Consider the following 19569-nt stretch of genomic DNA (forward strand, 5'->3'; position numbering starts at 1 on the left):
AAATAAGGGCAAATATGGTGGATTTATGACGGACTTTTACGTCGCTCCGGCATGGCAAGACGCCGAATGGCCGGCCCCCATCCGCACCTCACGGGCCCGCCGCTACGCCATGACCCCGCCTGCGTTCTTCGCCGTCGAGTACGCCATCAACCCCTGGATGGACACCACCACCCCGGTGGACGTCGGTGTCGCGATGGCCCAGTGGGAGACCCTTCGTCAGACCTATCTGCGCTTGGGACATACGGTGCAGGTTGTCGAACCGGTCCCCGGGCTGCCCGACATGGTCTATGCCGCCAATGGCGGGTTCATCGCCCACGACATTGCCGTGGTTGCCAGATTCCGGTTTGCGGAGCGATCCGGGGAGTCCAAGGCCTACTCCCGGTGGATGTCATCGGCGGGCTACCGGCCAGTGTCAACCCGCCATGTCAATGAGGGTCAGGGCGACCTGTTACTGATCGGTGAGACGGTGTTGGCGGGTTACGGCTTTCGCACCGACCTGCGTGCGCATGGTGAAATCGCCGCGCTGCTCGGGGTTCCGGTGGTGTCGCTGGAACTGGTCGACCCTCGCTTCTATCACCTCGACACCGCACTGGCCGTGCTCGACGACCGTACGATCGCGTACTACCCACCGGCGTTCAGCGAGGCGGCGCAGGCCACGTTGGCCGAGTTGTTCCCCGACGCCATCGCGGTCGGCAGCATGGACGCCTACGCTTTTGGCCTCAACGCGGTCTCCGATGGCCGCAACGTGGTGCTGCCCGCTGCGGCATCGGGTTTCGCCGCGCAGCTGCGGGCGGCCGGATTCGAGCCCGTCGGTGTCGATCTCTCCGAACTGCTCAAGGGCGGCGGTTCGGTCAAGTGCTGCACCTTGGAGGTACACCAGTGACGATTCTCGACACGCAGGCCTTGTCGCCTATCGACTTGATGGAAAGGCATGCAGCACACAACTATTCACCACTACCGGTGGTGGCGGCCAGCGCCGAGGGCGCATGGATCACCGACATTGACGGAAGGCGCTACCTGGACTGCCTCGCGGCGTATTCGGCGGTGAACTTCGGCCACCGCAACCCGGAGATCATCGCGACGGCGCACGCCCAACTCGACACCGTCACCCTGGTGAGCCGGGCATTCCACTCCGACCGGCTCGGGCCATTCTGCGCGGCGTTGGCCGACATGTGCGGCAAAGACATGGTGCTGCCGATGAATTCGGGTGCTGAGGCCGTCGAAAGCGGACTCAAGGTGGCCCGCAAGTGGGGTGCCGAAATCAAGGGTGTCCCCGACGGGCAGGCCAATATCATCGTCGCGGACAACAACTTTCATGGCCGCACCATCAGTGTTGTCAGCTTCTCCTCCGATCCGGTAGCGCGCAACGGCTTCGGGCCCTTCACGCCAGGCTTTCGCTCGGTGCCGTTTGGCGACACCGCCGCATTGGCGCGCGCCATCGACGACAACACCGTCGCGGTGCTGCTCGAACCCATCCAGGGCGAGGCCGGCATCATCGTCCCGCCGGATGACTACCTGCCGGACGTCCGAGCATTGTGCTGGGAACACAACGTGCTGATGATTGCCGACGAAATCCAATCCGGGCTGGCCCGTACGGGCTACACCTTCGCCTGTGACCACTGGGGTGTTGTGCCGGACGTCTTCCTGCTGGGCAAGGCACTCGGCGGCGGTGTGGTCCCGCTGTCTGCGGTCGTGGCCGACCGCGACATCCTCGGCGTACTGCACCCCGGTGAGCACGGCTCGACCTTCGGGGGCAACCCACTGGCGGCGGCCATCGGCAGCACGGTCGTGGCCATGCTGCAGCGCGGCGAATTTCAGGCTCGCTCAGCTCGATTGGGTGAGCGGTTGCACGACCGGCTGCGTGGGTTGATCGGTGCGGGCGTGGTGGCGGTCCGAGGTCTGGGCTTGTGGGCCGGTGTCGACGTCGAGCCGTCACTGGGCAGCGGCAAGCAGATCTGTCTGCGCCTGGCAGAGCGGGGTGTGCTGGTGAAGGACACGCACGACTCGACGCTGCGCTTCGCTCCGCCGTTGGTGATCACCGAACGCGAAATCGACTGGGCGGTGGATCAGTTTGCGGAGGTGCTCCAGGGGGCATAATTAGCTGGCTTAGCGACGGGAGGCGCGCAATTGCCGGCTACTTCGATCAGCCTGAAAAAGCAGATGCTGCGACGCCGCCCGGTCGGTGTCAGTTCTGGACAAGATGAGGCCGAGGGTGGCCTCAAGCGGAGCTTCGGCACCTTTCAACTGACCATGTTCGGCGTCGGTTCCACCATCGGCACCGGCATTTTCATCGTGCTGGGCCAAGCCGTACCCCAGGCGGGCCCCGCCGTCATCATCTCTTTCGTCATCGCGGGCGTCGCCGCCGGACTCGCCGCGATCTGCTATGCCGAGTTGGCTTCTGCGGTGCCCATTTCCGGGTCGTCGTATTCCTATGCCTACGCCACGCTCGGCGAAGCGGTAGCGATGTGCGTCGCGGCTTGCCTGTTGCTCGAATACGGCGTGGCCACGGCGGCCGTTGCGGTCGGTTGGAGCGGATATCTGAACAAGCTGCTGCACAACGTGTTCGGGTTCCACCTGCCGCGCGCGGTGTCCGAGGCGCCGTGGGATGCACACTCGGGGGCTGAGCCCGGGTACGTGAATCTGCCCGCCGTCGTCCTGATCGTGATGTGCGCGCTGCTGCTCATCCGGGGTGCCAGCGAGTCGGCCAAGGTCAACACGGTCATGGTGCTGATCAAACTCGGTGTGCTGGCCATGTTCGCCGTCCTCGCGTTCACCGCCTTCGACGCCGACCACTTCAGCGACTTCGCCCCGTTCGGGGCCGCCGGCGTCGGTGCCGCCGCTGGCACGATTTTTTTCACCTTCATCGGCCTCGATGCCGTGTCGACCGCGGGTGAGGAGGTCAAGGACCCCCAGCGGACCCTGCCGCGCGCCGTGATCGCGGCGCTCATCGTCGTGACCGGCGTCTACGTGCTGGTTGCGTTGGCCGGGCTGGGCACCCAGCCATGGCGCGACTTTGCCGGACAGCAAGATGCCGGACTGGCCACCATCCTGGACAACGTCACACGCGGACATTGGGCGAGCACCATTCTGGCGGCGGGTGCGGTGATCTCGATCTTCACCGTCACATTGATCACCCTCTACGGCATGACCCGCATCCTGTTCGCGATGGGCCGCGACGGGCTGCTGCCCAAACCGTTCGCGAGGGTGCACCCGCGCACCCTGACTCCGGTGAACAACACGCTGATCGTCGCCGCCGCGGCATCGGCCCTGGCGGCGTTCATCCCACTGGATCACCTGGCGGACATGGTGTCCATCGGCACGTTGACCGCATTCATCGTGGTGTCTCTCGGGGTGATCATCCTGCGGGTGCGCCAACCCGAGCTGCCCCGCGGCTTCCGGGTGCCCGGTTATCCCGTCACACCCGTTCTCTCCGTGCTGGCTTGTGGCTACCTGTTTTTCAGTCTGCATTGGTACACCTGGATCGCGTTCAGCGGCTGGCTCGTCGTGGCGCTGGTCTACTACTTCGTGTGGGGGCGTCACCACAGTGCGCTCAACGAGGCTCCCAACACGGTCGCGGACAAGGATCCTGCGTGACCGTCGTCGTGGGCTACCTGGCCGGCAGGGTCGGTCCCTCGGCGTTGCAGTTGGCGGTGCGAGCGGCGCGGACCCTGGGTACGTCGCTCACCGTGGCCACGATCGTGCCGCCGCGCTGGCCGACACCGTCACTGGCGCGCGTCGACGCCGAATACGAGCAATGGGCCGAACAGCTGGCCGTCGACTCCGCCAAAGAGGCCCAGCGCTACCTGCGCACGTTGGCCGACGGGGTCGAGGTCAACTACCGCCGTAGCGCCCACCGGTCGGTTCCAGGTGGATTGCTCGCGGTGGTGGCGGAGACCGGCGCCGACCTGGTGGTGTTGGGCTCGTATGCCGGCGGGCGACGCACGCGGGTGTTGATCGGCTCGACGGCCGACTCGCTGCTCCATTCCTCGCCGGTGCCGGTTGCCCTCAGCCCCCGCCAATACGATTGCCGCTCAGCCAGATTCACCCGGCTCACGTGCGGCTACGCGGCGACCGCGGAATCGACCCACGTGGTGCGCCGCTGCGCCGGGATGGCCAAGCGATACGGGATGCCGTTGCGAGTGATCACCTTTGCGGCCCGCGGACGCACGATGTATCCACCCGAGGTGGGACTGCACGCCGAGGCCGGCGTCCTCGAGGCGTGGGCTGCGCAAGCGCGCGAGATGCAGCAACGCCTCAAGGCGGACGGCGTCGTCGACGAAGACGTTGTGCTGCAGGTGGTTACCGGAAACGGCTGGCAACAGGCGCTGGAATCGGCGGACTGGAAGGACGGCGAGGTTCTGGTCCTGGGCACCTCGCCCCGGGGCGAGATCACAAGGGTTTTTCTCGGCTCCCACAGCGGCAAGATCATCCGGCATAGCCCGGTGCCGGTGCTGGTGCTGCCGGGTTGACGGCGCCAAAGACGGCCTGACCTCGGCCTATGCCAGATTTTGAACAAATCTGGAGAAAGATGTACCACTTGAACAAATTGCCTGATATGTTCATGACCAGTGGTCATATGACCGGTGGTCATGAACACTGTTCCACCCAGCAGTGACGAGGTGAGGAGCCCTCGATGACGCTTCAACACGGACTCGCGCACGCGCGACATGACCCTCGCCCCTCGGCACTGCCGCGAAATCGCAGCAGGTACCAGAACACTGCCGTGTCGATGATGCGCAACGCGGTCCTAGACGCGATGCAACGGATGCTTCTGGAACGGAAATGGTCGTCGATCACCATGGCAGGCATTGCGGCCGCGGCGGGCATCAGCCGGGGCACCCTGTACAACGAGTTCGGCTCGCGAATCGGACTCGCTCGCAAGTACGCGCTGCGACTGACCGACGCCATCATCGTCGGACTCGAAAAAGCCATAGAAGCCAGGCCCGGCGACGGCTACCACACCCTGTATTTGACTTTCACCGAGTTCTTCAACCACGTCGACAACGACCCACTCGTGCGTGTGCTCCGCAACGAGGATGCCCCCAACGATCTTCTCCGCATGATCACGGTCGAAAGTCAATTCATCCTCGACTACGCCGGCGAACAACTAGCGGAGATCTTTCAGCGAAGCTGGGTGCGCGCCAATGCGGATGACGCGGCCATGATGGCTCGGGCAATCGCGCGTGCCGCGCTGAGTTTCCTGGCCCTGCCGCCGGACAATTCGGCGGATGCCGCAGTCGAGATTGCGCGCGTATTCGCGCCCTGCATCGACGTCATCGCAGAAGCAAGCTGAGGCGCGCCCGTGTGGCCGCGCAGGCCGCGCCGAGCGTCACGCCAGAGTGGCGGCGGCCGTCGAGCGTCACACCAGAGTGGCGTTCGCGCCGGGCTAACCCGGGCTAACCCGGGCTAGCCGGGGCTAGCGCCGGGCTAGCGCCGCGCTGCGGCATTGGCCGCGTCTTGGGCCTGCCGTAAAGTTGTTGCCACATCGGTGCGGCCAAGGAACATGTCGTCGAAATAGGATTCCAGCACCTCGTATCCAGCGGGAAAGCCCGGACCGCCGGGGGCCGGAATGCGTGGACCTTTGAGGACGTCGAAGAACGGTGCGACGTCCACTCGCTTGGCTTTCCAGTACTCGAAGTACACCGGCTGGGCTGACAACACCGCGGGGATGGCCGCGCCCTCGCGACCCAGATAGACATTCCCTTCCCTGCTGCCCATCCACGCCAGTACCTCACGTACCGCCTGCGGGTGCTTGGTCGCCGAATTTCCTGCTGCGGCAATGCCATTGGTGACGCTGACCCGGCCCTTCGGGCCGGCGGGCATCATCGCCACACCCCAGCGGAAGGGGGCGTCGCGGGCCACGGACGCGAGGTTGTAGGTGCCGGACTGGAACAGGGCCATCTTGCCGGCCAGGAATTGGTTGCGGGAGAAATCCCCGTTGTCGTTGGTGTCGGATGCCGGGGGCGCGACGTTGTCCTCGTTGATCAGCCGCACGAGGTAGCGGAACGCTTCGATCGCGGCGGGATTGTTGAACGCGAACTCGTCGTCGCGCTGGAAGACACCGCCTGCCGAGCCGATGTAGTTGAGATAGATCCCCTGGGGGTCGTTGGCCGCGTTGTACCCCCACTGCCAGACGCGTCGAGAATCGAAATCCGGTGAGTTCGCCCGATGTCCGTCGGCGTCAACGGTGAGGCGGGCCAACAGTGGGCGCAGCGTGTCCTCCCGATCATTGGGACTCCACCGCAACGTGTCGAGGTCGACCGGATTGATGCCGGCCGCATCGAGCAGGTCCGCGTTGTAAAACAATGCGATGCCACCGTCGGTCAGCTGGGGAACACCCCACAACACCCCGTTGCGGGTGAACTGGTTGATCACCGCGGGTTCCCAGTCCGGCTCGACGTTGACCGGCATCAGCCGGCCGCTGTCGGCGTACGCTGCGAAATACGCGTTGGACACCCAGAAGATGTCTTCCGCGCTGTCACCAGCCACGTCGGTGCGCAGCGTGTCGAAGTAGTTCGCGTAGGACACGATGTTGGTGCGCACCTCGATGTCGGGGTGCGTGCGGGTGAACGCTTCGAACGATCGTTGGTACGCCGACGCGATGGGTTCGCTCCACAACCGCACCGTCACCACGATTTTGCCTTTGGGCGGCTCGCCGGCCTGATTGAGCAGCACGGCCATCACCGCCAACAGCACCGCGACCAGCACCAAGGCGCCCGCGGCCATCGTCGAGAAGCGAGGCCGGGTCATGTCTTCCGCCGAGATTGCCGTGGTGGTCGTGGATATGCGCGAACAGCAGCCGTGGCGGCAATCTCGTTGCCCGGCATGCTCACTTGAGTCCCGAGACGACGATTGACGACACGATGTGGCGCTGCGCGGCGACGAACAGAACGATCAGCGGCACGATCGCGATTGTCGTCGCCGCCATCACCAACGTCCACTGGGAATTGAACCGCGACTGCAGGTCAGCCGTGGCCACGGTCAGCACCCGCCACTTGCGTCCACTGGTGATCACCAACGGCCACATGAAGTTGTTCCACTGCGAGACCACCGTGATGAGCGTCAGCGTCGCCAGCACAGGACGGCTCGACGGCAGGATCACATGCACCAGCACGTCCAAGGTGTTGGCACCGTCGAGGCGCGCGGCGTTGATCAAGTCGTTCGGAATGAGGCGAAAGTGCTCGCGCAGCAGGAAGATCGCGTACGGCGAGCCGAACAGGAAGGGCAGTACCAACGCCCAGAAGGTATTGCGCAGACCCAACTGGGCCATCATCAGATACAGCGGCACGACCGTGACCGTGGCCGGGACCATCAAGGTCGCGATGTACACCCAGAACAGGACGTCGCGGCCGGGGAATTCCAGACGGGCGAACGCGTAGGCGGCCAGCACCGAAAACGTCATCTGGCCCAACAGAATCACCGCGGTCATCAACGCCGTCACCGCGGCGGCCCGGCCGAAGCCCGCGCCGGCCAGGTCGGTGTAGTTGTCCAACGTCGGAGGCCGCGGCCATTCCAGGGGAGTGCCCGTCGCGAACTGACGCGCTGACGTGAATGAGGTGAGCAGTCCGAGCAGGAATGGCGCCAACGTGATCACCGCGCCCAACAGCAGGACGGCGTAGATGGCCCACGTCGACAGATTCCAGCGAAAACTAGGTGAGGTCATAGGTGATCCGTCTGCGGAAATACAGGTGCTGAATGAAGGTGACGCCGACCAGGATGACGAACAGCACCACCGCCATCACCGACGCCCGCCCGATGGCCGCGGCGCCAAACGCTTCGGCGTAGATGCGGTGGGCCACCAGGTCCGTGCTGCCCCCCGGGCCGCCTCCGGTCAATGCGTACACGATATCGAAAATTTGTGCGGCGCTGACGATTCCGGTGACCACGACGAAAAACGTCGTCGGCCGCAACATCGGCAGGGTGATGCGCCAGAACCGCTGCCACACGTTGGCGCCGTCGGTGCGAGCCGCCGCGTAAATGTCGTCGGGAATGGCCAACAGCCCGGCCAAGAACGACAGGGCGGTATACCCGATGTTGGTCCAGACGACGACGGACGCGGTCAGCGGCAGCGCGAGGTCGGGATCGGTCAGCCAGTCGATGCGACGTCCCAGTATGGCGCTGACCGCCCCATCGGTCGGGGCCAGGATCCAGCGCCAGATCACCGCGATCGCCAGGGGCGCGCAAATCCAGGGTAGTACGTAGAGCGTGCGGAAGAAATTGTTGCCAGGCAGCTCACGTGCCAGCAGCATCGCGGCGAGCAGCCCGAGCGCAGTCTGGGCCGGGACCACGATCGCCACGAAGATGGCCGTCACCAACAGCGAGTCGGCGAAGGTGCCGTCGGTCAGCACCGCCTTCCAGTTGGCCAGGCCGACGTAGTGCAAGGGGCCCAGCAGGTCCCAGCGGTACAGGCTCAGCCACACCACGACGAGGATCGGGAGCAACAAGAACGCGACCACCCCGAACAGGCTGGGGGCCAGCAAGGCATACGCCAGGGCGGTTGTCCGAGACCGCTTCTTCATCGCCGCGCCGGTCATGGAGGTATTAAAGCCTGCAGTCTGGGTAGGTCGTTACGGTGTTAGCCGTGACGCCACATCGGGAGATCGATCCGGACTTCCTGAACCTGCCCCGCGCTGAAATAGCCGAGGCCGCGTTGTCGGCCGCGACCGCGGCGGGAGCCAGCTACGCCGATGTGCGGATCCATCGGATCAGCACCGAGATCATCCAGCTGCGCGATGGCGAGTTGGAGACCGCGGTCATCAACCGCGAATGCGGCCTGGCCGTGCGGGTGATCGTCGCCGGGACGTGGGGATTTGCCTCCCACGCGGAGCTGTCGCCGTTCGTCGCGGCGGCGACCGCGCGTCGGGCGGTACACGTGGCGACCACGCTGGCGCCGCTGAACAAAGAGCGCATCAAACTGGCCGCCGAACCGGTGTACACCGACGCCACCTGGGTGTCGAGCTACCAGATCGATCCGTTCGACATTCCCACGGCCGACAAGATCGAAGTGTTGGCCGAATACTCCGGGCGGTTGCTGGCGGCCGACGGCGTCGACCATGCGTCGGCCCGGTTGACCGCCGTCAAGGAACAGACGTTCTATGCCGACACGTTCGGGTCGTCGATCACCCAGCAACGGGTACGGGTGCTGCCGGTGCTGGAGGCGATGACTGTCGACGCCGCGGAGGGCAGTTTCGAATCGATGCGGACCCTGGCGCCGCCGACAGCCCGCGGCTGGGAAGCGGTGGCCGGCGACGAGGTGTGGAACTGGAGCGAGGAACTCGCCGAACTGCCGTCGTTGCTGGCCGAGAAGGTCAAGGCGCCCAGCGTGATGCCGGGCCCGACGGACCTGGTCATCGACCCGACGAACCTGTGGCTGACCATCCACGAATCCATCGGTCACGCAACCGAATACGACCGCGCTATCGGTTACGAGGCCGCCTACGCCGGAACGTCGTTCGCCACGCCGGACAAGCTGGGCAACATGCGTTACGGCTCGCCGGTGATGAACGTGACCGCCGACCGCACCGCCGAATTCGGTTTGGCGACGGTGGGTTACGACGACGAGGGGGTGGCTGCCCAAAAGTGGGATCTGGTGCGCGATGGGATTTTCGTGGGATATCAACTCGACCGGGTGTTCGCGCCGCGGTTGGGGCAGGAGCGCTCCAACGGGTGCTCTTATGCCGACTCGCCGCACCATGTGCCCATCCAGCGGATGGCCAATGTTTCGCTGCTGCCCAGCGAGGAAGACATCAGCACGGCGGATCTGATCGCCCGCATCGATGACGGGGTCTACATCGTCGGCGATAAATCGTGGTCAATCGATATGCAGCGGTACAACTTTCAGTTCACCGGTCAACGGTTCTACCGGATTCGCGACGGGGCCCTGTTCGGACAGTTGCGCGACGTCGCCTATCAGGCCACCACCACAGATTTCTGGAACTCCATGGAAGCGGTGGGCGGCTGGCAAACCTGGCGGCTGGGTGGTGCGTTCAACTGTGGCAAGGCGCAGCCAGGGCAGGTGGCGGCCGTCAGCCACGGCTGCCCGTCGGCATTGTTCCGCGGCATCAATGTGCTCAACACCCGGACCGAGGGCGGCCGATGATCACTCCACAGCACCTGGTCGACATCGTGTTGGCCGAAGCGGCAAAGGCGGGGCGGGCCGACGAGACCATGGTGATCGTCACCGACAAGATGGAGGCGACGCTGCGCTGGGCGGGTAACTCGATGACCACGAACGGGATCGCGGTGAGTCGCAGCCTGTCCGTGATTTCCATTGTGCGCCAAGGTGATAGCGCCCGAGTGGGTAGCGTGGTGTCGGCTGAGGTGGATCCGACGTCGGTTCCCGGGCTGGTGGCCGCCTCGCAGGAGGCGGCACACTCTGCGCCCGAGGCTGGTGATGCTGCCCCGTTGCTGGGGGACGCCGGCGACCCGATCGATTGGGATGCGCCGATACCGGGCACCGGACCGGAAGTGTTCGGTCCGCTGGTCGGCAGACTGAACCGGGCGTTCCGGGGCGATGACCTGCTGTACGGCTTCGCCCACCACAGTGTCGCCACGACGTTCCTGGCCTCGTCGACGGGATTGCGACGGCGTCACACCCAACCCACCGGTGCGGTCGAGATCAACGCCAAGCGCGGTCACGCCAGCGTGTGGGCGGGTATCGGTACGCCCGATTTCGTTGACGTACCAACGGATGCGCTCCTCGAGGAGCTGACTCTCAAGCTTGGTTGGTTTGATCGCACGGTCGAACTGCCGGCGGGGCGTTACGAAACGCTGATGCCGCCTTCGACAGTCGCCGACATGATGATTTATCTCGCGTGGTCGATGGCCGGACGTGGAGCGCAGGAGGGCCGCACCGCGCTCTCGGCGCCGGGTGGCGGGACCAGGGTGGGGGAGCGGCTCACCGACCTACCGCTCACGATGTTCTCCGATCCGCGGGCACCAGGCCTGACGTGCACGCCGTTTGTTGCGGTCAGCAGTTCCAGCGAGACGGTGTCGGTGTTCGACAACGGGATGGAGATCGGCCAGGTGGACTGGATCCGCGATGGCGTGATCAACGCGCTCGCCTATCCGCGGGCCACGGCGGCCAAGTACGGCGCGCCAGTCGCGGTCGCGGCCGACAACCTGGTGATGACGGGCGGGTCTCTTGACCTGGCCGACATGATCGCGAGCACCGAACACGGCCTGCTGCTGACCACGCTCTGGTACATCCGTGAGGTGGACCCCACCACACTGCTGCTCACCGGGCTGACCAGAGACGGCGTCTTCCTCATCGAGGACGGTGAGGTGACCGCGGCGGTCAACAACTTCCGCTTCAACGAAAGCCCGCTCGATTTGCTGCGGCGGGCCACCGAGGCCGGTCTCAGCGAGACGACATTGCCGCGGGAATGGGGGGACTGGGCCACCCGGGCGGCAATGCCGACGCTGCGGATTCCCGACTTCCACATGTCCTCGGTGAGCCCGGCGCAGTAGCCGATTGCTGCCGAAGCAGTGGCGTTCTAGCTTGTAGGGATGGTTGCCCCGGTTTCGGTTCGCGACGACCTCGCGCGGTTGGTGGCGTTGTCGCCCGGTGACGGTCGCATGACGGGGTTGGCTCGGTGGGTGTGTGCGCAGACGTTGTCGTTGCCGCCGTTGCCCAGCGAGGTTGCGGTGACCGAACCGGAGTCGGAAGCTGAGGTTGCCGTCGCCGAATTCGCCGAACAATTCAGCGCCGACGTCTCGGCGATTACCGACGCACAGCGGTCGCGGTTGCTGAAGGCGTTGGGGCGCGATGTCTTTGGCGTGGTGGTGTCGATATACATCGCCGACTTCGTGCCGCGGGTACGCGCCGGGCTGGAAGCGCTGGGGGTGGGCGGCGAATATTTGAATTGGGTAGGCGGCCCGATCGCCTGGGATCACAACACCGACGTGTCCCACGCGGTGTTCCAGCGCTTCATGCCGGCGGTGGCCCGGATGCGCGCGCTGGACCCGATCCTCACCGAGCTGGTCCGGCTCCGGGGGGCCTGGCAGCACAACTGCCGACTGTGCAAATCGTTGCGTGACGGCGACGCGCTGGACGCCGGTGGATCGGAGACGCTGTACAAGGATGTCAATCGTTACGAGGAGTCGAGGCGCCTCGATCCCCGCGCAAAAGCAGCGCTGCATTATGCGGATGGGTTAATTTGGACGCCTGCGCACCTCGTCGCCGACGATGTCGAAGAGGTGCGCTCCCGGTTCAGCGCGGTGGAGGCGGTTGAGCTGACCTTGGACATCATGCGTAACGCGAGTAACAAGATTGCAGTTTCGCTAGGTGCCGATGCCCCACGGGTGGACTCCGGTACCCAGCGGTACACCACCGGTGCTGACGGTCAGCCGGTGTTCGGCTGACGAGAAGTCATGGCAGGTAGAGCGCTTTTTGCCGTCGCGGTCGGGGGATTGGTCATTTGTTCGGTCGTCGGCTGCTCGGGCGGCGGCACCAGATCAGCGGCGCCCAGCCCGACGTATCGCACGACCACCGGAACACAGTTGCCGCCGATCTACCCGGGGACGACCGTGCCGCCGCTGCCGTCCACAACGACGTCGCAAACATCGCCGACCTCAACCTCTGTGTCCGCCACGCCCGGGGCTGCCCGCACTCTGCCGGGTGACGGCACGTTTCGGATGGGTGAGGACCTGCAGCCCGGGACCTATCGATCGTCGGGTGGGGATTCCTGCTCCTGGGAGCGATTGCGGGGGCTCAGCGGGACGTCCAGGGACGTGATTGAACACGGCGAAGGTACCGAACCGCAGGTGGTGCGGATCCTGCCCTCAGACGCAGCGTTCAAGACCAAGCACTGCGGCGACTGGACGCCGCAATCGTCGGGCGCCCTGACCTCGGCGACCACGCCGGTGTCCCTGCCGCCGGGCGCCAACACGTGCCCGACGAGCGACGAGCCGGTCAGCGGCTTGACGCATGCCGCCGTCGGGTCCACCGCCACGACGTGTGCTTTCGCCGAACGGGTACGACAGGCCTACGGGGCCGGCGGCCCGCCGACTTCGGCCCCGCGGCAGGTCTACGCGGAGAGTCCGGTGACCGGCCAGCAGTACTCGATGACATGCATTCCCAACGGGTCTTTGGTGGTCTGCAACGGCGGCAATGACGCCGTCGTCTACTTGTACTAGCTCTGTCCCTCGTCCCAACCCCACTCGTCCTCGTCGAGGACGTCGACAGTGACGTCGTTGTCGGCGGCGCCTTTCGTCCCGTAGAGGAAAGTCAGCAGAGTTCGGTCGTCCTCAAGGGGTTCAGTCGCTACGACGGTGGCGTGCCCGATCTTCATGCGGATCCTGTCTCCGGGCTTCAATTCGTCAATACGTTTAAGTGGCACGCTTGCCCATCAACGCCGCTGTCATGAGTCTGATAATTCGCCCGGCCGCAGCGTCTTTGCAACATTGACACGGCATGGGGGTTGGTGGGGTAGGGCGACGTTGTTTCCTACCCAGATTCGTCGCTTTGGAACGCGTCGTGGGGAGTACCGTCTAGCTGTGTCTTTTCGGCGGGAGAGTCGGGTTCGTGGTCGACGGCTGAGGTTCGACGAGGCGGTGGTCGAGCGCGTCGCGATGTCAAAACTCGGCTATCAGGTTGCGCTCCACGTGGCGCCGCGGGTCGACAAGTTTGTGATCCCCCGGACCAACGGCAGGCTGAGCTTCATGGGCGTCGACAAAGTTGGTCTGGTGACGTCGACCGGCGCCAAATCCGGGCAGCCCAGGACGCACCCGCTGACCTTGATCGACGATGGCGTCGGGCTGTTGGCGATCGGGTCCAACTACGGCCGGCCGCAGCATCCGTCGTGGAGTGCGAACCTGCTCAAAAATCCGGAATGCACGATCGAGTTCAGGGGCGCGCCGCGGCGGTACCGGGCGGAGCTGCTTACCGGTGACGAGCGCGCCGCGGCATGGGCCACCGCCGTCGACTTCTATCCCGGCTATGACGCCTACCGGGAGAGCTGCGCGCCGCGGGAGATCAGGGTATTTCGGTTGCGGCCCATCGAGGACTGACGGCATTCGGGTCGTGCCACCAGATCGCGGCGGGCCGGTGCTGCCGCGCTAGTCTCATGGTCGTGTTACGCCGGGGGCGGTAGCTCAGTTGGTTAGAGCCGCGGACTCATAATCCGTTGGTCGCGGGTTCGAGCCCCGCCCGCCCCACCTTAAACCGGCTGGTAGAGCCAATATTTCGTCCGCGTTGACCCCTCGGCGCGGCGGTCTACCCCGGCCTCACCCCGGCGTTTAAGCGGCGCGGAAGCGCCCGCCACACCAGCCTCACAGGCCATGCGAGCTTGGGCCGCAGACCATAGTGCGGTGGTCACGGGTTCGAGCCCCGCCCGCCCCCACAAAAGCATTTGTGCAGTTAGACGCTGATTTTCTGCCGTGCGATCGCTGCCTGGGTCGCGGCCGAAACGGCGTCGCGTCCACATCTTGGCCGGGTACGCGCCGAGCTAGCTACTAAGCGAGCCATCGGGGCCTGGGATCGCCTACGCGGTTAGGGCCGTACCAGTAATCGAGATCATGCCTATATCGCAGGGTCTACCTGCATGGGACCGGAATAGCGGCTGGCGATATCAGCGAACTCGATGTCGGCCACTACGGTAATCAAGGCAATCAAGGCAATCAATTTGCCTAGCAAGCCATTTAACGCCGCTTGAGCACTCCGCCCGGTGGGTTTTCGTCAACATCTTTGAGAATCAGCTCGCGCACGGCGCGACGCGGTCCGTACGGTCGCAGCATGCTGCTGGCCGGCCGTGGGCGAACGTGCTGCGGCCACCAGAACCAGCGTCCGAGCAGGGTGGCCACTGACGGTGTCATGAACGACCTCACGATCAGGGTGTCGAACAACAGACCCAGCGCGATCGTCGTACCCACCTGGGCCATGACTTTCAACGGGCTGAACGCGAATGTGGCCATGGTCGCGGCGAAGACCAAGCCTGCCGCGGTGACGACGGACCCTGAGCCGGCCATCGCGCGGATCGTCCCCGTCTTGAGCCCGGCATGGATCTCCTCCTTCAACCGCGATATCAGCAACAGGTTGTAGTCCGAGCCGACCGCCAGCAGCAGGATGACGGCCATTGCCAGCACCATCCAGTGCAACTTGACGCCGAGGATGTATTGCCACAAGAGCACGGAGAGTCCGAACGAGGCGCCCAGTGACAGCAACACCGTGCCGACGATCACGAAAGCCGCCACGACGCTTCGGGTGATCACCAACATGATGATGAAAATCAGTGTGGCCGCGGCGATTGCGGCGATCAGCAGGTCGATGTTGGAGCCGTCGTGCATGTCCTTGTACGTCGCGGCGGTACCTCCGAGGTAGACGTGGGCGCCCTCCCAGGGCGTGCCCTTCATCGCCTCGTGCACGGCCTGCTTGATCGGTTCGATGTGGTTGATGCCTTCAGGCGTCGCGGGGTCGCCTTCATGGGAGATGATCAACCGGACCGCATGCCCGTCGGGCGATATGAACTGCTTGAGGCCCCGCGCGAAGTCTGGGCTCTGGAATGCCTCCGGCGGAAGGTAGAACGTGTCGTCGTTGTGCGCCCTGTCGAATGCATCGCCCTGGGCGGTGGCATTGTCGGCCTGCGCTCTGGCCTGCGCATTGAGACCCTGGGTCGTCGCATAGTTCGACATGATGGTGTCGAGATTGCGCTGCTGGCTCTCGATCTGCGGAGGTATCAATGCGACGAGCTGAGGCTGAATCTCATCCAGCTTGTCCAGATTCGCGCTGAGTTTCACGATGTTCTCAGCCACCTGGTCGATGCCGTCGAGCGCATTGAAGATGGACCGTAGCGTCCAGCAGAGCGGTACGTCGAAGCAGTGCTGATCCCAGTAGAAATAGGCACGAATCGGCCGGAAGAAGTCATCGAAGTTCGCGATGTCGTCGCGCAATTTCGCGGTGATCGCGACAGTTTCTTTGGTGAGCCTGGTGGTTTCGTGCGTCGTGTTGCTGAGGTCCTGGGTCACCTGCATCTGCTGATGCAACAGTGCCATCGTCCTGCGTAGCTCGTCCGCCTGGCTCAGCAGATTTTGCGCCTGGGCATCCTGGTAGTGCTGGGTCTGCAGCCGCGCTGCGGCTTGAGCACCCATCTGAAAACCGAGGGTGCTGTGGTCAAGTGGTGTGCCTAAGGGCCGGGTGATGGTTTGCACCCGACCGATGCCGGGAATGTGGAAGACCGCCTTGGCCACCTTTTCCAGGACGAGAAAGTCGGCTGGGTTACGCAGGTCATGATCGGTCTCGATCATCAACAGCTCAGGATTGAGCCGCGCCTGGTCGAAGTGCCGATCAGCTGCCGCATAGCCGACGTTAGCCGGGGTGTCCGCCGGCAGGTAGTGCCGGTTGTCGTAATCCGTCTTGTAGCCGGGCAGGGCGAGCAGACCAACCAGTGCGACCGCAATGGTTACCGCGAAAACCGGTGCGGGCCAGCGGACGATCACGGTGCCGGTGCGACGCCAGCCCCGAGTCGCCAGCTTGCGTTTCGGATCCATCAACTTGAAAAATGACGCCACCGTCAGCATCGCCGGACCCAGCGTCAGCGCCGCGAGGACCGCAACCAGCATGCCGACCGCACAAGGCACGCCGAGTGATTGGAAGTACGGCAACCGGCAGAAGCTGAGGCAGTACATGGCGCCGGCGATGGTCAGCCCCGACCCCAGCACGACATGCGCGGTGCTGTGGAACATGGTGTAGAACGCCTTCTCGCGGTCCTCGCCCAGACCACGGGCCTCCTGATAGCGGCCAACCACGAAGATCGCGTAATCCGTGCCGGCAGCGATCGCCATCAACACCAGCATGTTGTTGGCGAATGTCGATAGCCCCATGAACCCGTAGTTGGCCAGCGTCGCGACGACACCGCGGGCCGCGGCCAACTCGATGAATACCATGGCCAGCATGATCAGAACGGTGACTATCGACCGGTAGACCCACAGCAGCATCACAATGATCACCACGAAGGTGATCATCGTGACCACCATGACGCCCTTCTCCCCCGAGTGGGACTGGTCAGCGAACAGCGGACCGGCGCCGGTGACGTATGCCTTGATTCCCGGCGGCGCGGGCACCGCGTTCACCATCTTGCGCAGGGCATCGGAAGATTCGTTCGCCTCCCCGCTTCCCATGTTGCCGGCCAGGTAGACCTGGACGTATGCGGCTTTCTGATCGTGGCTCTGCGAGCCCGCCGCCGTCAGCGGATCACTCCAGAAATCCTGGACGTGCTGAACGTGTTTCTTGTCTAGCTGGATGCGCCTGACGATCTCGTCGTAGTAGCGGTGCGCCTCGGCCCCGAGTGGCTTGTCGCCCTCGATCAAGATCATGGCCGAGTTGTCGGAATCGAACTCTTTGAACGTATGTCCGACCCGCATCATCGACTGAAAGGATGGCGCGTCGGTCGGACTCATCGACACCGAGTGGGTCTTGGCGACGACCTCTAGCTGCGGTGCCACGGTGTTGGTGACGAAGACGATGCCCAACCAGATCAGAACGATCGGCAGTGCCAACCGGTGGATCATCCGCGGCAGGAAGGGCGGGATCAGCGGCTGGTCGACACGCGGCGCCGCCGAATTTGCCTTGGTGGTCTCGACGTTGTCGGTGGTCTCGCTCATGCGCTCTTGTCCAGGCAGTAGACAAAGGCATTCACCGTTTCGTTGGGTGGCGACTGATTCGCACCCTTGATGACGTCACCGCTCCCGTCGTGGTTGTTCACGACGAAATGGCATGCGATCCAACTGCCGTCACCTTGTGCCACCAGGTTGGCCGGGATCCCGGGCTTCGTCGAACTCAATACAGTCCTCCACGGTAGGGGCACATTGAGGGCCTGCTGAGGATGGGAGTTTTCGTCGAGGTAGTTGATGGTTGCCGTGCTGCCCGGCGAGCCCCAGACCTCGAGCGTGATCGTCTTGGCGTTGAACTCGTCCAGGACTTCGCCCGAGGTGCCGCCACCGAAAGAACCCGGGTGAACGCCGAAGACGCGGTGCAGTCGGTAGACGACAAATCCCGATACTGCGACGACGGCAATTACGGTGAGGATGAGCCAGAAGCGGGTGACGACGCCCGACAGACGTCCGCGCTTGGCCGCCCGGGTTGCTGTATTGCCCTCGCGGCCAGAAGAGTCCGGGGTCGTATCCAGGTTCGTCTCGGGGGTCGTCTCCGGGGTCGTCAAAGGTCCGATCCTCGGCTCAGTCCTCGTCATAGGCGCCTTCCTAACGAGTGACGAAAGACGCCCCCAGATAGCCCATATGTCAACTTAGGTACTCTAACCTAATGCGCAACTAGGAGGGAATCTCGACTTAGGGGGATTGCCCCGACTTCGGTTGATTCGCGGGTTGTGAACTTCAGGCCGCGGTTGTGGCCGGGGTGTGGAGCAGTTCGAACTCTATCGGGTTGAGCTTGCCAAGGGCGCGTTGGCGACGCCGGCGGTGGTAGGTGCGCTCGTTCCAGGTCACGATCGCCAGTCGTATCTGCTTGGGTGGCCCACCGTTGTCGGTCCGCGACGTTGCGTTGCAGCAGCGCGAAGAAGGACTCTATGGCGTTATCCCCGCACGCTCCGACGCGTCCCATCGATCCACGTAATCCGTTGTCCGCCAATGCGTGGACGAATTTCGGGATCGAAATGCCCAAGCCCTATGCCCAACGACAGTTCCGCAACGAGGCTGTTCGGGTTGCTCTCAACTGTGATGACGGAGTGGCGATAAACCAGACCCACTGAACGGGTGCCGGTATACCCTCAAATAGAGCTCACCTAATAAAGGGCCCAGTCGCACGGGCACAATCGTGCGGACGCTCGACAATGGGAACCTCAATTGTCCAGCCCTCCCATCTCAGAAGGTTAAGTGACACACTCGGAGGCCATGCCGGAATGGTTCATCGCCTTCCTCTGGCATCGGCAGCAACGGAACCTCTCAGCGCAGACGGTGACAGCCTATTGCCGCGATTTTACCGCTATTGCAACATTGGTAAGTCGTGGCGAGTGGGCACGGATGGCTGTCAACGACATCACCACGCCAGCAATGCAGGATGCGTTTGCGGTGTACGCACGAAATCACGGGGACCCGTCCATTCGCCGATGCTGGTCGACATGGAACTTATTATGTGACTTTCTCTGGACCAATAAGCGAATAGCAGTGAATCCTATGCCCTCGATCGACCGACCGAAATTAACTGCCCCGGTTCCTTGGTCTGCTGTTCAGAAATTTGGTGATAAAACCGCGCCAACATGACACCTTGCATCCCTCAGGCAGAAGTCCGCCCACGCGGAAACGGCGTCGTGCGAGTCCGACCCGGTTCCCTGGGTGCCTGCCCGCAAAGCGGACAAGGCATCAGGCTGGCTTGCTGCTAGGGCGTAACCATTTCCGCAGCGCGTCTCGGTTCGTCGCAGCCGGAATGCGTCGGCGATCGCCCGTACCGCAACGCAACGCAACGCGGTTTCAGGTCTGCTCGACCGCCTGCTCATCGGGCGCAACGAACCTGGCATCGAGCGGGCCCACTGGGCTATGACGAGAGGAATCGTCAATACCTGTGGATCGGGTGTTTCAGGCGACCTCCGTTTCGGTCGTGGTGGCGGCGTCGTCTGCCGG

The 19569-nt window shown here is 64.1% G+C and carries 18 protein-coding genes, 1 tRNA gene and 1 pseudogene; 13 read left to right on the forward strand and 7 right to left on the reverse strand.

Annotation, left to right across the window (positions count from 1 at the left end):
* Window positions 1-25: 25 nt before the first annotated feature.
* The 5 genes from ddaH (at window position 26) to BST27_RS13165 (ending at window position 5293) form a co-directional block, all read left to right on the forward strand.
* On the forward strand, window positions 26-883 hold the full coding sequence (ddaH, locus tag BST27_RS13145; RefSeq protein ID WP_069420760.1) for a dimethylargininase: 858 nt from the start codon (window positions 26-28) through the stop codon (window positions 881-883).
* Window positions 880-2097, forward strand: coding sequence for an ornithine--oxo-acid transaminase (gene rocD / locus BST27_RS13150; protein ID WP_069420759.1), 1218 nt, complete (start codon window positions 880-882; stop codon window positions 2095-2097). The genes ddaH and rocD overlap by 4 nt, the downstream gene beginning before the upstream one ends.
* A gap of 30 nt (window positions 2098-2127) precedes the next feature.
* The gene (locus BST27_RS13155; RefSeq protein ID WP_069420758.1) at window positions 2128-3594 is read left to right on the forward strand and encodes an amino acid permease; all 1467 of its coding nucleotides are present in this window, start codon (window positions 2128-2130) and stop codon (window positions 3592-3594) included.
* Window positions 3591-4469, forward strand: a complete 879-nt coding sequence (locus BST27_RS13160; protein ID WP_069420757.1) for a universal stress protein — start codon at window positions 3591-3593, stop codon at window positions 4467-4469. Before BST27_RS13155 ends, BST27_RS13160 begins: the two co-directional genes overlap by 4 nt.
* Window positions 4470-4633: 164 nt before the next feature.
* A complete protein-coding gene (locus tag BST27_RS13165; protein WP_069420756.1) occupies window positions 4634-5293 on the forward strand; it encodes a TetR family transcriptional regulator in 660 nt (219 codons plus the stop codon).
* Window positions 5294-5427: 134 nt separating this feature from the next.
* On the opposite strand, the gene BST27_RS13170 is transcribed toward BST27_RS13165, so the two are convergent.
* The 3 genes from BST27_RS13170 to BST27_RS13180 form a co-directional block, all read right to left on the reverse strand.
* Window positions 5428-6750, reverse strand: coding sequence for an ABC transporter substrate-binding protein (locus BST27_RS13170; protein ID WP_069420755.1), 1323 nt, complete (start codon window positions 6748-6750; stop codon window positions 5428-5430).
* 79 nt (window positions 6751-6829) lie between these two features.
* Window positions 6830-7663, reverse strand: coding sequence for a carbohydrate ABC transporter permease (locus BST27_RS13175; RefSeq protein ID WP_069420754.1), 834 nt, complete (start codon window positions 7661-7663; stop codon window positions 6830-6832).
* On the reverse strand, window positions 7650-8519 hold the full coding sequence (locus BST27_RS13180; RefSeq protein ID WP_197518157.1) for a carbohydrate ABC transporter permease: 870 nt from the start codon (window positions 8517-8519) through the stop codon (window positions 7650-7652). Before BST27_RS13180 ends, BST27_RS13175 begins: the two co-directional genes overlap by 14 nt.
* 62 nt (window positions 8520-8581) lie before the next feature.
* Between BST27_RS13180 and BST27_RS13185 the strand changes: the two genes are divergently transcribed.
* From BST27_RS13185 to BST27_RS13200, 4 genes are read left to right on the forward strand one after another with little or no spacing between them, the layout of a single operon-like run.
* Window positions 8582-10099: a TldD/PmbA family protein gene (locus BST27_RS13185; RefSeq protein ID WP_069420752.1), complete on the forward strand. Its 1518-nt coding sequence runs from the start codon at window positions 8582-8584 to the stop codon at window positions 10097-10099.
* Window positions 10096-11469 carry a metallopeptidase TldD-related protein gene (locus tag BST27_RS13190; RefSeq protein ID WP_069420751.1) on the forward strand — a complete coding sequence of 458 codons (1374 nt, stop codon included), beginning with the start codon at window positions 10096-10098 and terminating at the stop codon, window positions 11467-11469. The genes BST27_RS13185 and BST27_RS13190 overlap by 4 nt, the downstream gene beginning before the upstream one ends.
* Before the next feature lie 39 nt (window positions 11470-11508).
* The gene (locus BST27_RS13195) at window positions 11509-12363 is read left to right on the forward strand and encodes a carboxymuconolactone decarboxylase family protein (RefSeq protein WP_069420750.1); all 855 of its coding nucleotides are present in this window, start codon (window positions 11509-11511) and stop codon (window positions 12361-12363) included.
* 9 nt (window positions 12364-12372) lie between these two features.
* Window positions 12373-13137, forward strand: a complete 765-nt coding sequence (locus tag BST27_RS13200; protein WP_232007366.1) for an Rv1352/Rv1906c domain-containing protein — start codon at window positions 12373-12375, stop codon at window positions 13135-13137.
* Here BST27_RS13200 and BST27_RS32405 read toward each other — a convergent pair.
* On the reverse strand, window positions 13134-13292 hold the full coding sequence (locus BST27_RS32405) for a hypothetical protein (RefSeq protein WP_170062312.1): 159 nt from the start codon (window positions 13290-13292) through the stop codon (window positions 13134-13136). The two genes, BST27_RS13200 and BST27_RS32405, sit on opposite strands and share 4 nt — an antisense overlap.
* A 205-nt stretch (window positions 13293-13497) precedes the next feature.
* On the opposite strand from BST27_RS32405, the gene BST27_RS13205 reads away from it, so the two are divergent.
* Together BST27_RS13205 and BST27_RS13210 are read left to right on the forward strand one after the other, a co-directional pair.
* Window positions 13498-14010, forward strand: a complete 513-nt coding sequence (locus BST27_RS13205; protein WP_232007365.1) for a nitroreductase family deazaflavin-dependent oxidoreductase — start codon at window positions 13498-13500, stop codon at window positions 14008-14010.
* A 73-nt stretch (window positions 14011-14083) separates the two neighbouring features.
* Window positions 14084-14157 (forward strand) — tRNA-Ile (locus tag BST27_RS13210).
* 483 nt (window positions 14158-14640) lie between these two features.
* Here the strand turns inward: BST27_RS13210 and BST27_RS13215 are convergent.
* The 3 genes and pseudogenes from BST27_RS13215 to BST27_RS33695 form a co-directional block, all read right to left on the reverse strand.
* Window positions 14641-17505: an MMPL/RND family transporter gene (locus tag BST27_RS13215; protein ID WP_232007370.1), complete on the reverse strand. Its 2865-nt coding sequence runs from the start codon at window positions 17503-17505 to the stop codon at window positions 14641-14643.
* A gap of 89 nt (window positions 17506-17594) precedes the next feature.
* Window positions 17595-18185 (reverse strand): MmpS family transport accessory protein, encoded by a 591-nt coding sequence (locus tag BST27_RS13220; protein WP_079219968.1) that lies wholly within the window; start codon window positions 18183-18185, stop codon window positions 17595-17597.
* A gap of 142 nt (window positions 18186-18327) precedes the next feature.
* Window positions 18328-18595, reverse strand: a pseudogene (locus BST27_RS33695) (IS3 family transposase); the annotation flags it as partial.
* Between BST27_RS33695 and BST27_RS33145 the strand changes: the two are divergent.
* Together BST27_RS33145 and BST27_RS31340 are read left to right on the forward strand one after the other, a co-directional pair.
* Entirely contained in the window at window positions 18519-18701 is a 183-nt protein-coding gene (locus BST27_RS33145; RefSeq protein WP_211285309.1) for a hypothetical protein, read from the forward strand. The pseudogene BST27_RS33695 and the gene BST27_RS33145 sit on opposite strands and share 77 nt — an antisense overlap.
* Before the next feature lie 142 nt (window positions 18702-18843).
* A complete protein-coding gene (locus BST27_RS31340; RefSeq protein ID WP_139805138.1) occupies window positions 18844-19212 on the forward strand; it encodes a site-specific integrase in 369 nt (122 codons plus the stop codon).
* Window positions 19213-19569: the final 357 nt, after the last annotated feature.

Origin of the sequence: Mycobacterium intermedium (genome assembly GCF_002086275.1) — a bacterium.
GTDB lineage: Bacteria > Actinomycetota > Actinomycetes > Mycobacteriales > Mycobacteriaceae > Mycobacterium > Mycobacterium intermedium.

Bases quoted from the DNA above. Each gene is read 5' to 3' on its own strand.
- ddaH (WP_069420760.1), top strand. From the start codon at position 26: ATGACGGACTTTTACGTCGCTCCGGCATGGCAAGACGCCGAATGGCCG.
- BST27_RS13165 (WP_069420756.1), top strand. From the start codon at position 4,634: ATGACGCTTCAACACGGACTCGCGCACGCGCGACATGACCCTCGCCCC.
- BST27_RS13170 (WP_069420755.1), bottom strand. From the start codon at position 6,750: ATGACCCGGCCTCGCTTCTCGACGATGGCCGCGGGCGCCTTGGTGCTG.
- BST27_RS13175 (WP_069420754.1), bottom strand. From the start codon at position 7,663: ATGACCTCACCTAGTTTTCGCTGGAATCTGTCGACGTGGGCCATCTAC.
- BST27_RS13180 (WP_197518157.1), bottom strand. From the start codon at position 8,519: ATGAAGAAGCGGTCTCGGACAACCGCCCTGGCGTATGCCTTGCTGGCC.
- BST27_RS13190 (WP_069420751.1), top strand. From the start codon at position 10,096: ATGATCACTCCACAGCACCTGGTCGACATCGTGTTGGCCGAAGCGGCA.
- BST27_RS13195 (WP_069420750.1), top strand. From the start codon at position 11,509: ATGGTTGCCCCGGTTTCGGTTCGCGACGACCTCGCGCGGTTGGTGGCG.
- BST27_RS13200 (WP_232007366.1), top strand. From the start codon at position 12,373: ATGGCAGGTAGAGCGCTTTTTGCCGTCGCGGTCGGGGGATTGGTCATT.
- BST27_RS32405 (WP_170062312.1), bottom strand. From the start codon at position 13,292: ATGAAGATCGGGCACGCCACCGTCGTAGCGACTGAACCCCTTGAGGAC.
- BST27_RS13215 (WP_232007370.1), bottom strand. From the start codon at position 17,505: ATGATCCACCGGTTGGCACTGCCGATCGTTCTGATCTGGTTGGGCATC.
- BST27_RS13220 (WP_079219968.1), bottom strand. From the start codon at position 18,185: ATGACGAGGACTGAGCCGAGGATCGGACCTTTGACGACCCCGGAGACG.
- BST27_RS33145 (WP_211285309.1), top strand. From the start codon at position 18,519: ATGGCGTTATCCCCGCACGCTCCGACGCGTCCCATCGATCCACGTAAT.
- BST27_RS31340 (WP_139805138.1), top strand. From the start codon at position 18,844: ATGCCGGAATGGTTCATCGCCTTCCTCTGGCATCGGCAGCAACGGAAC.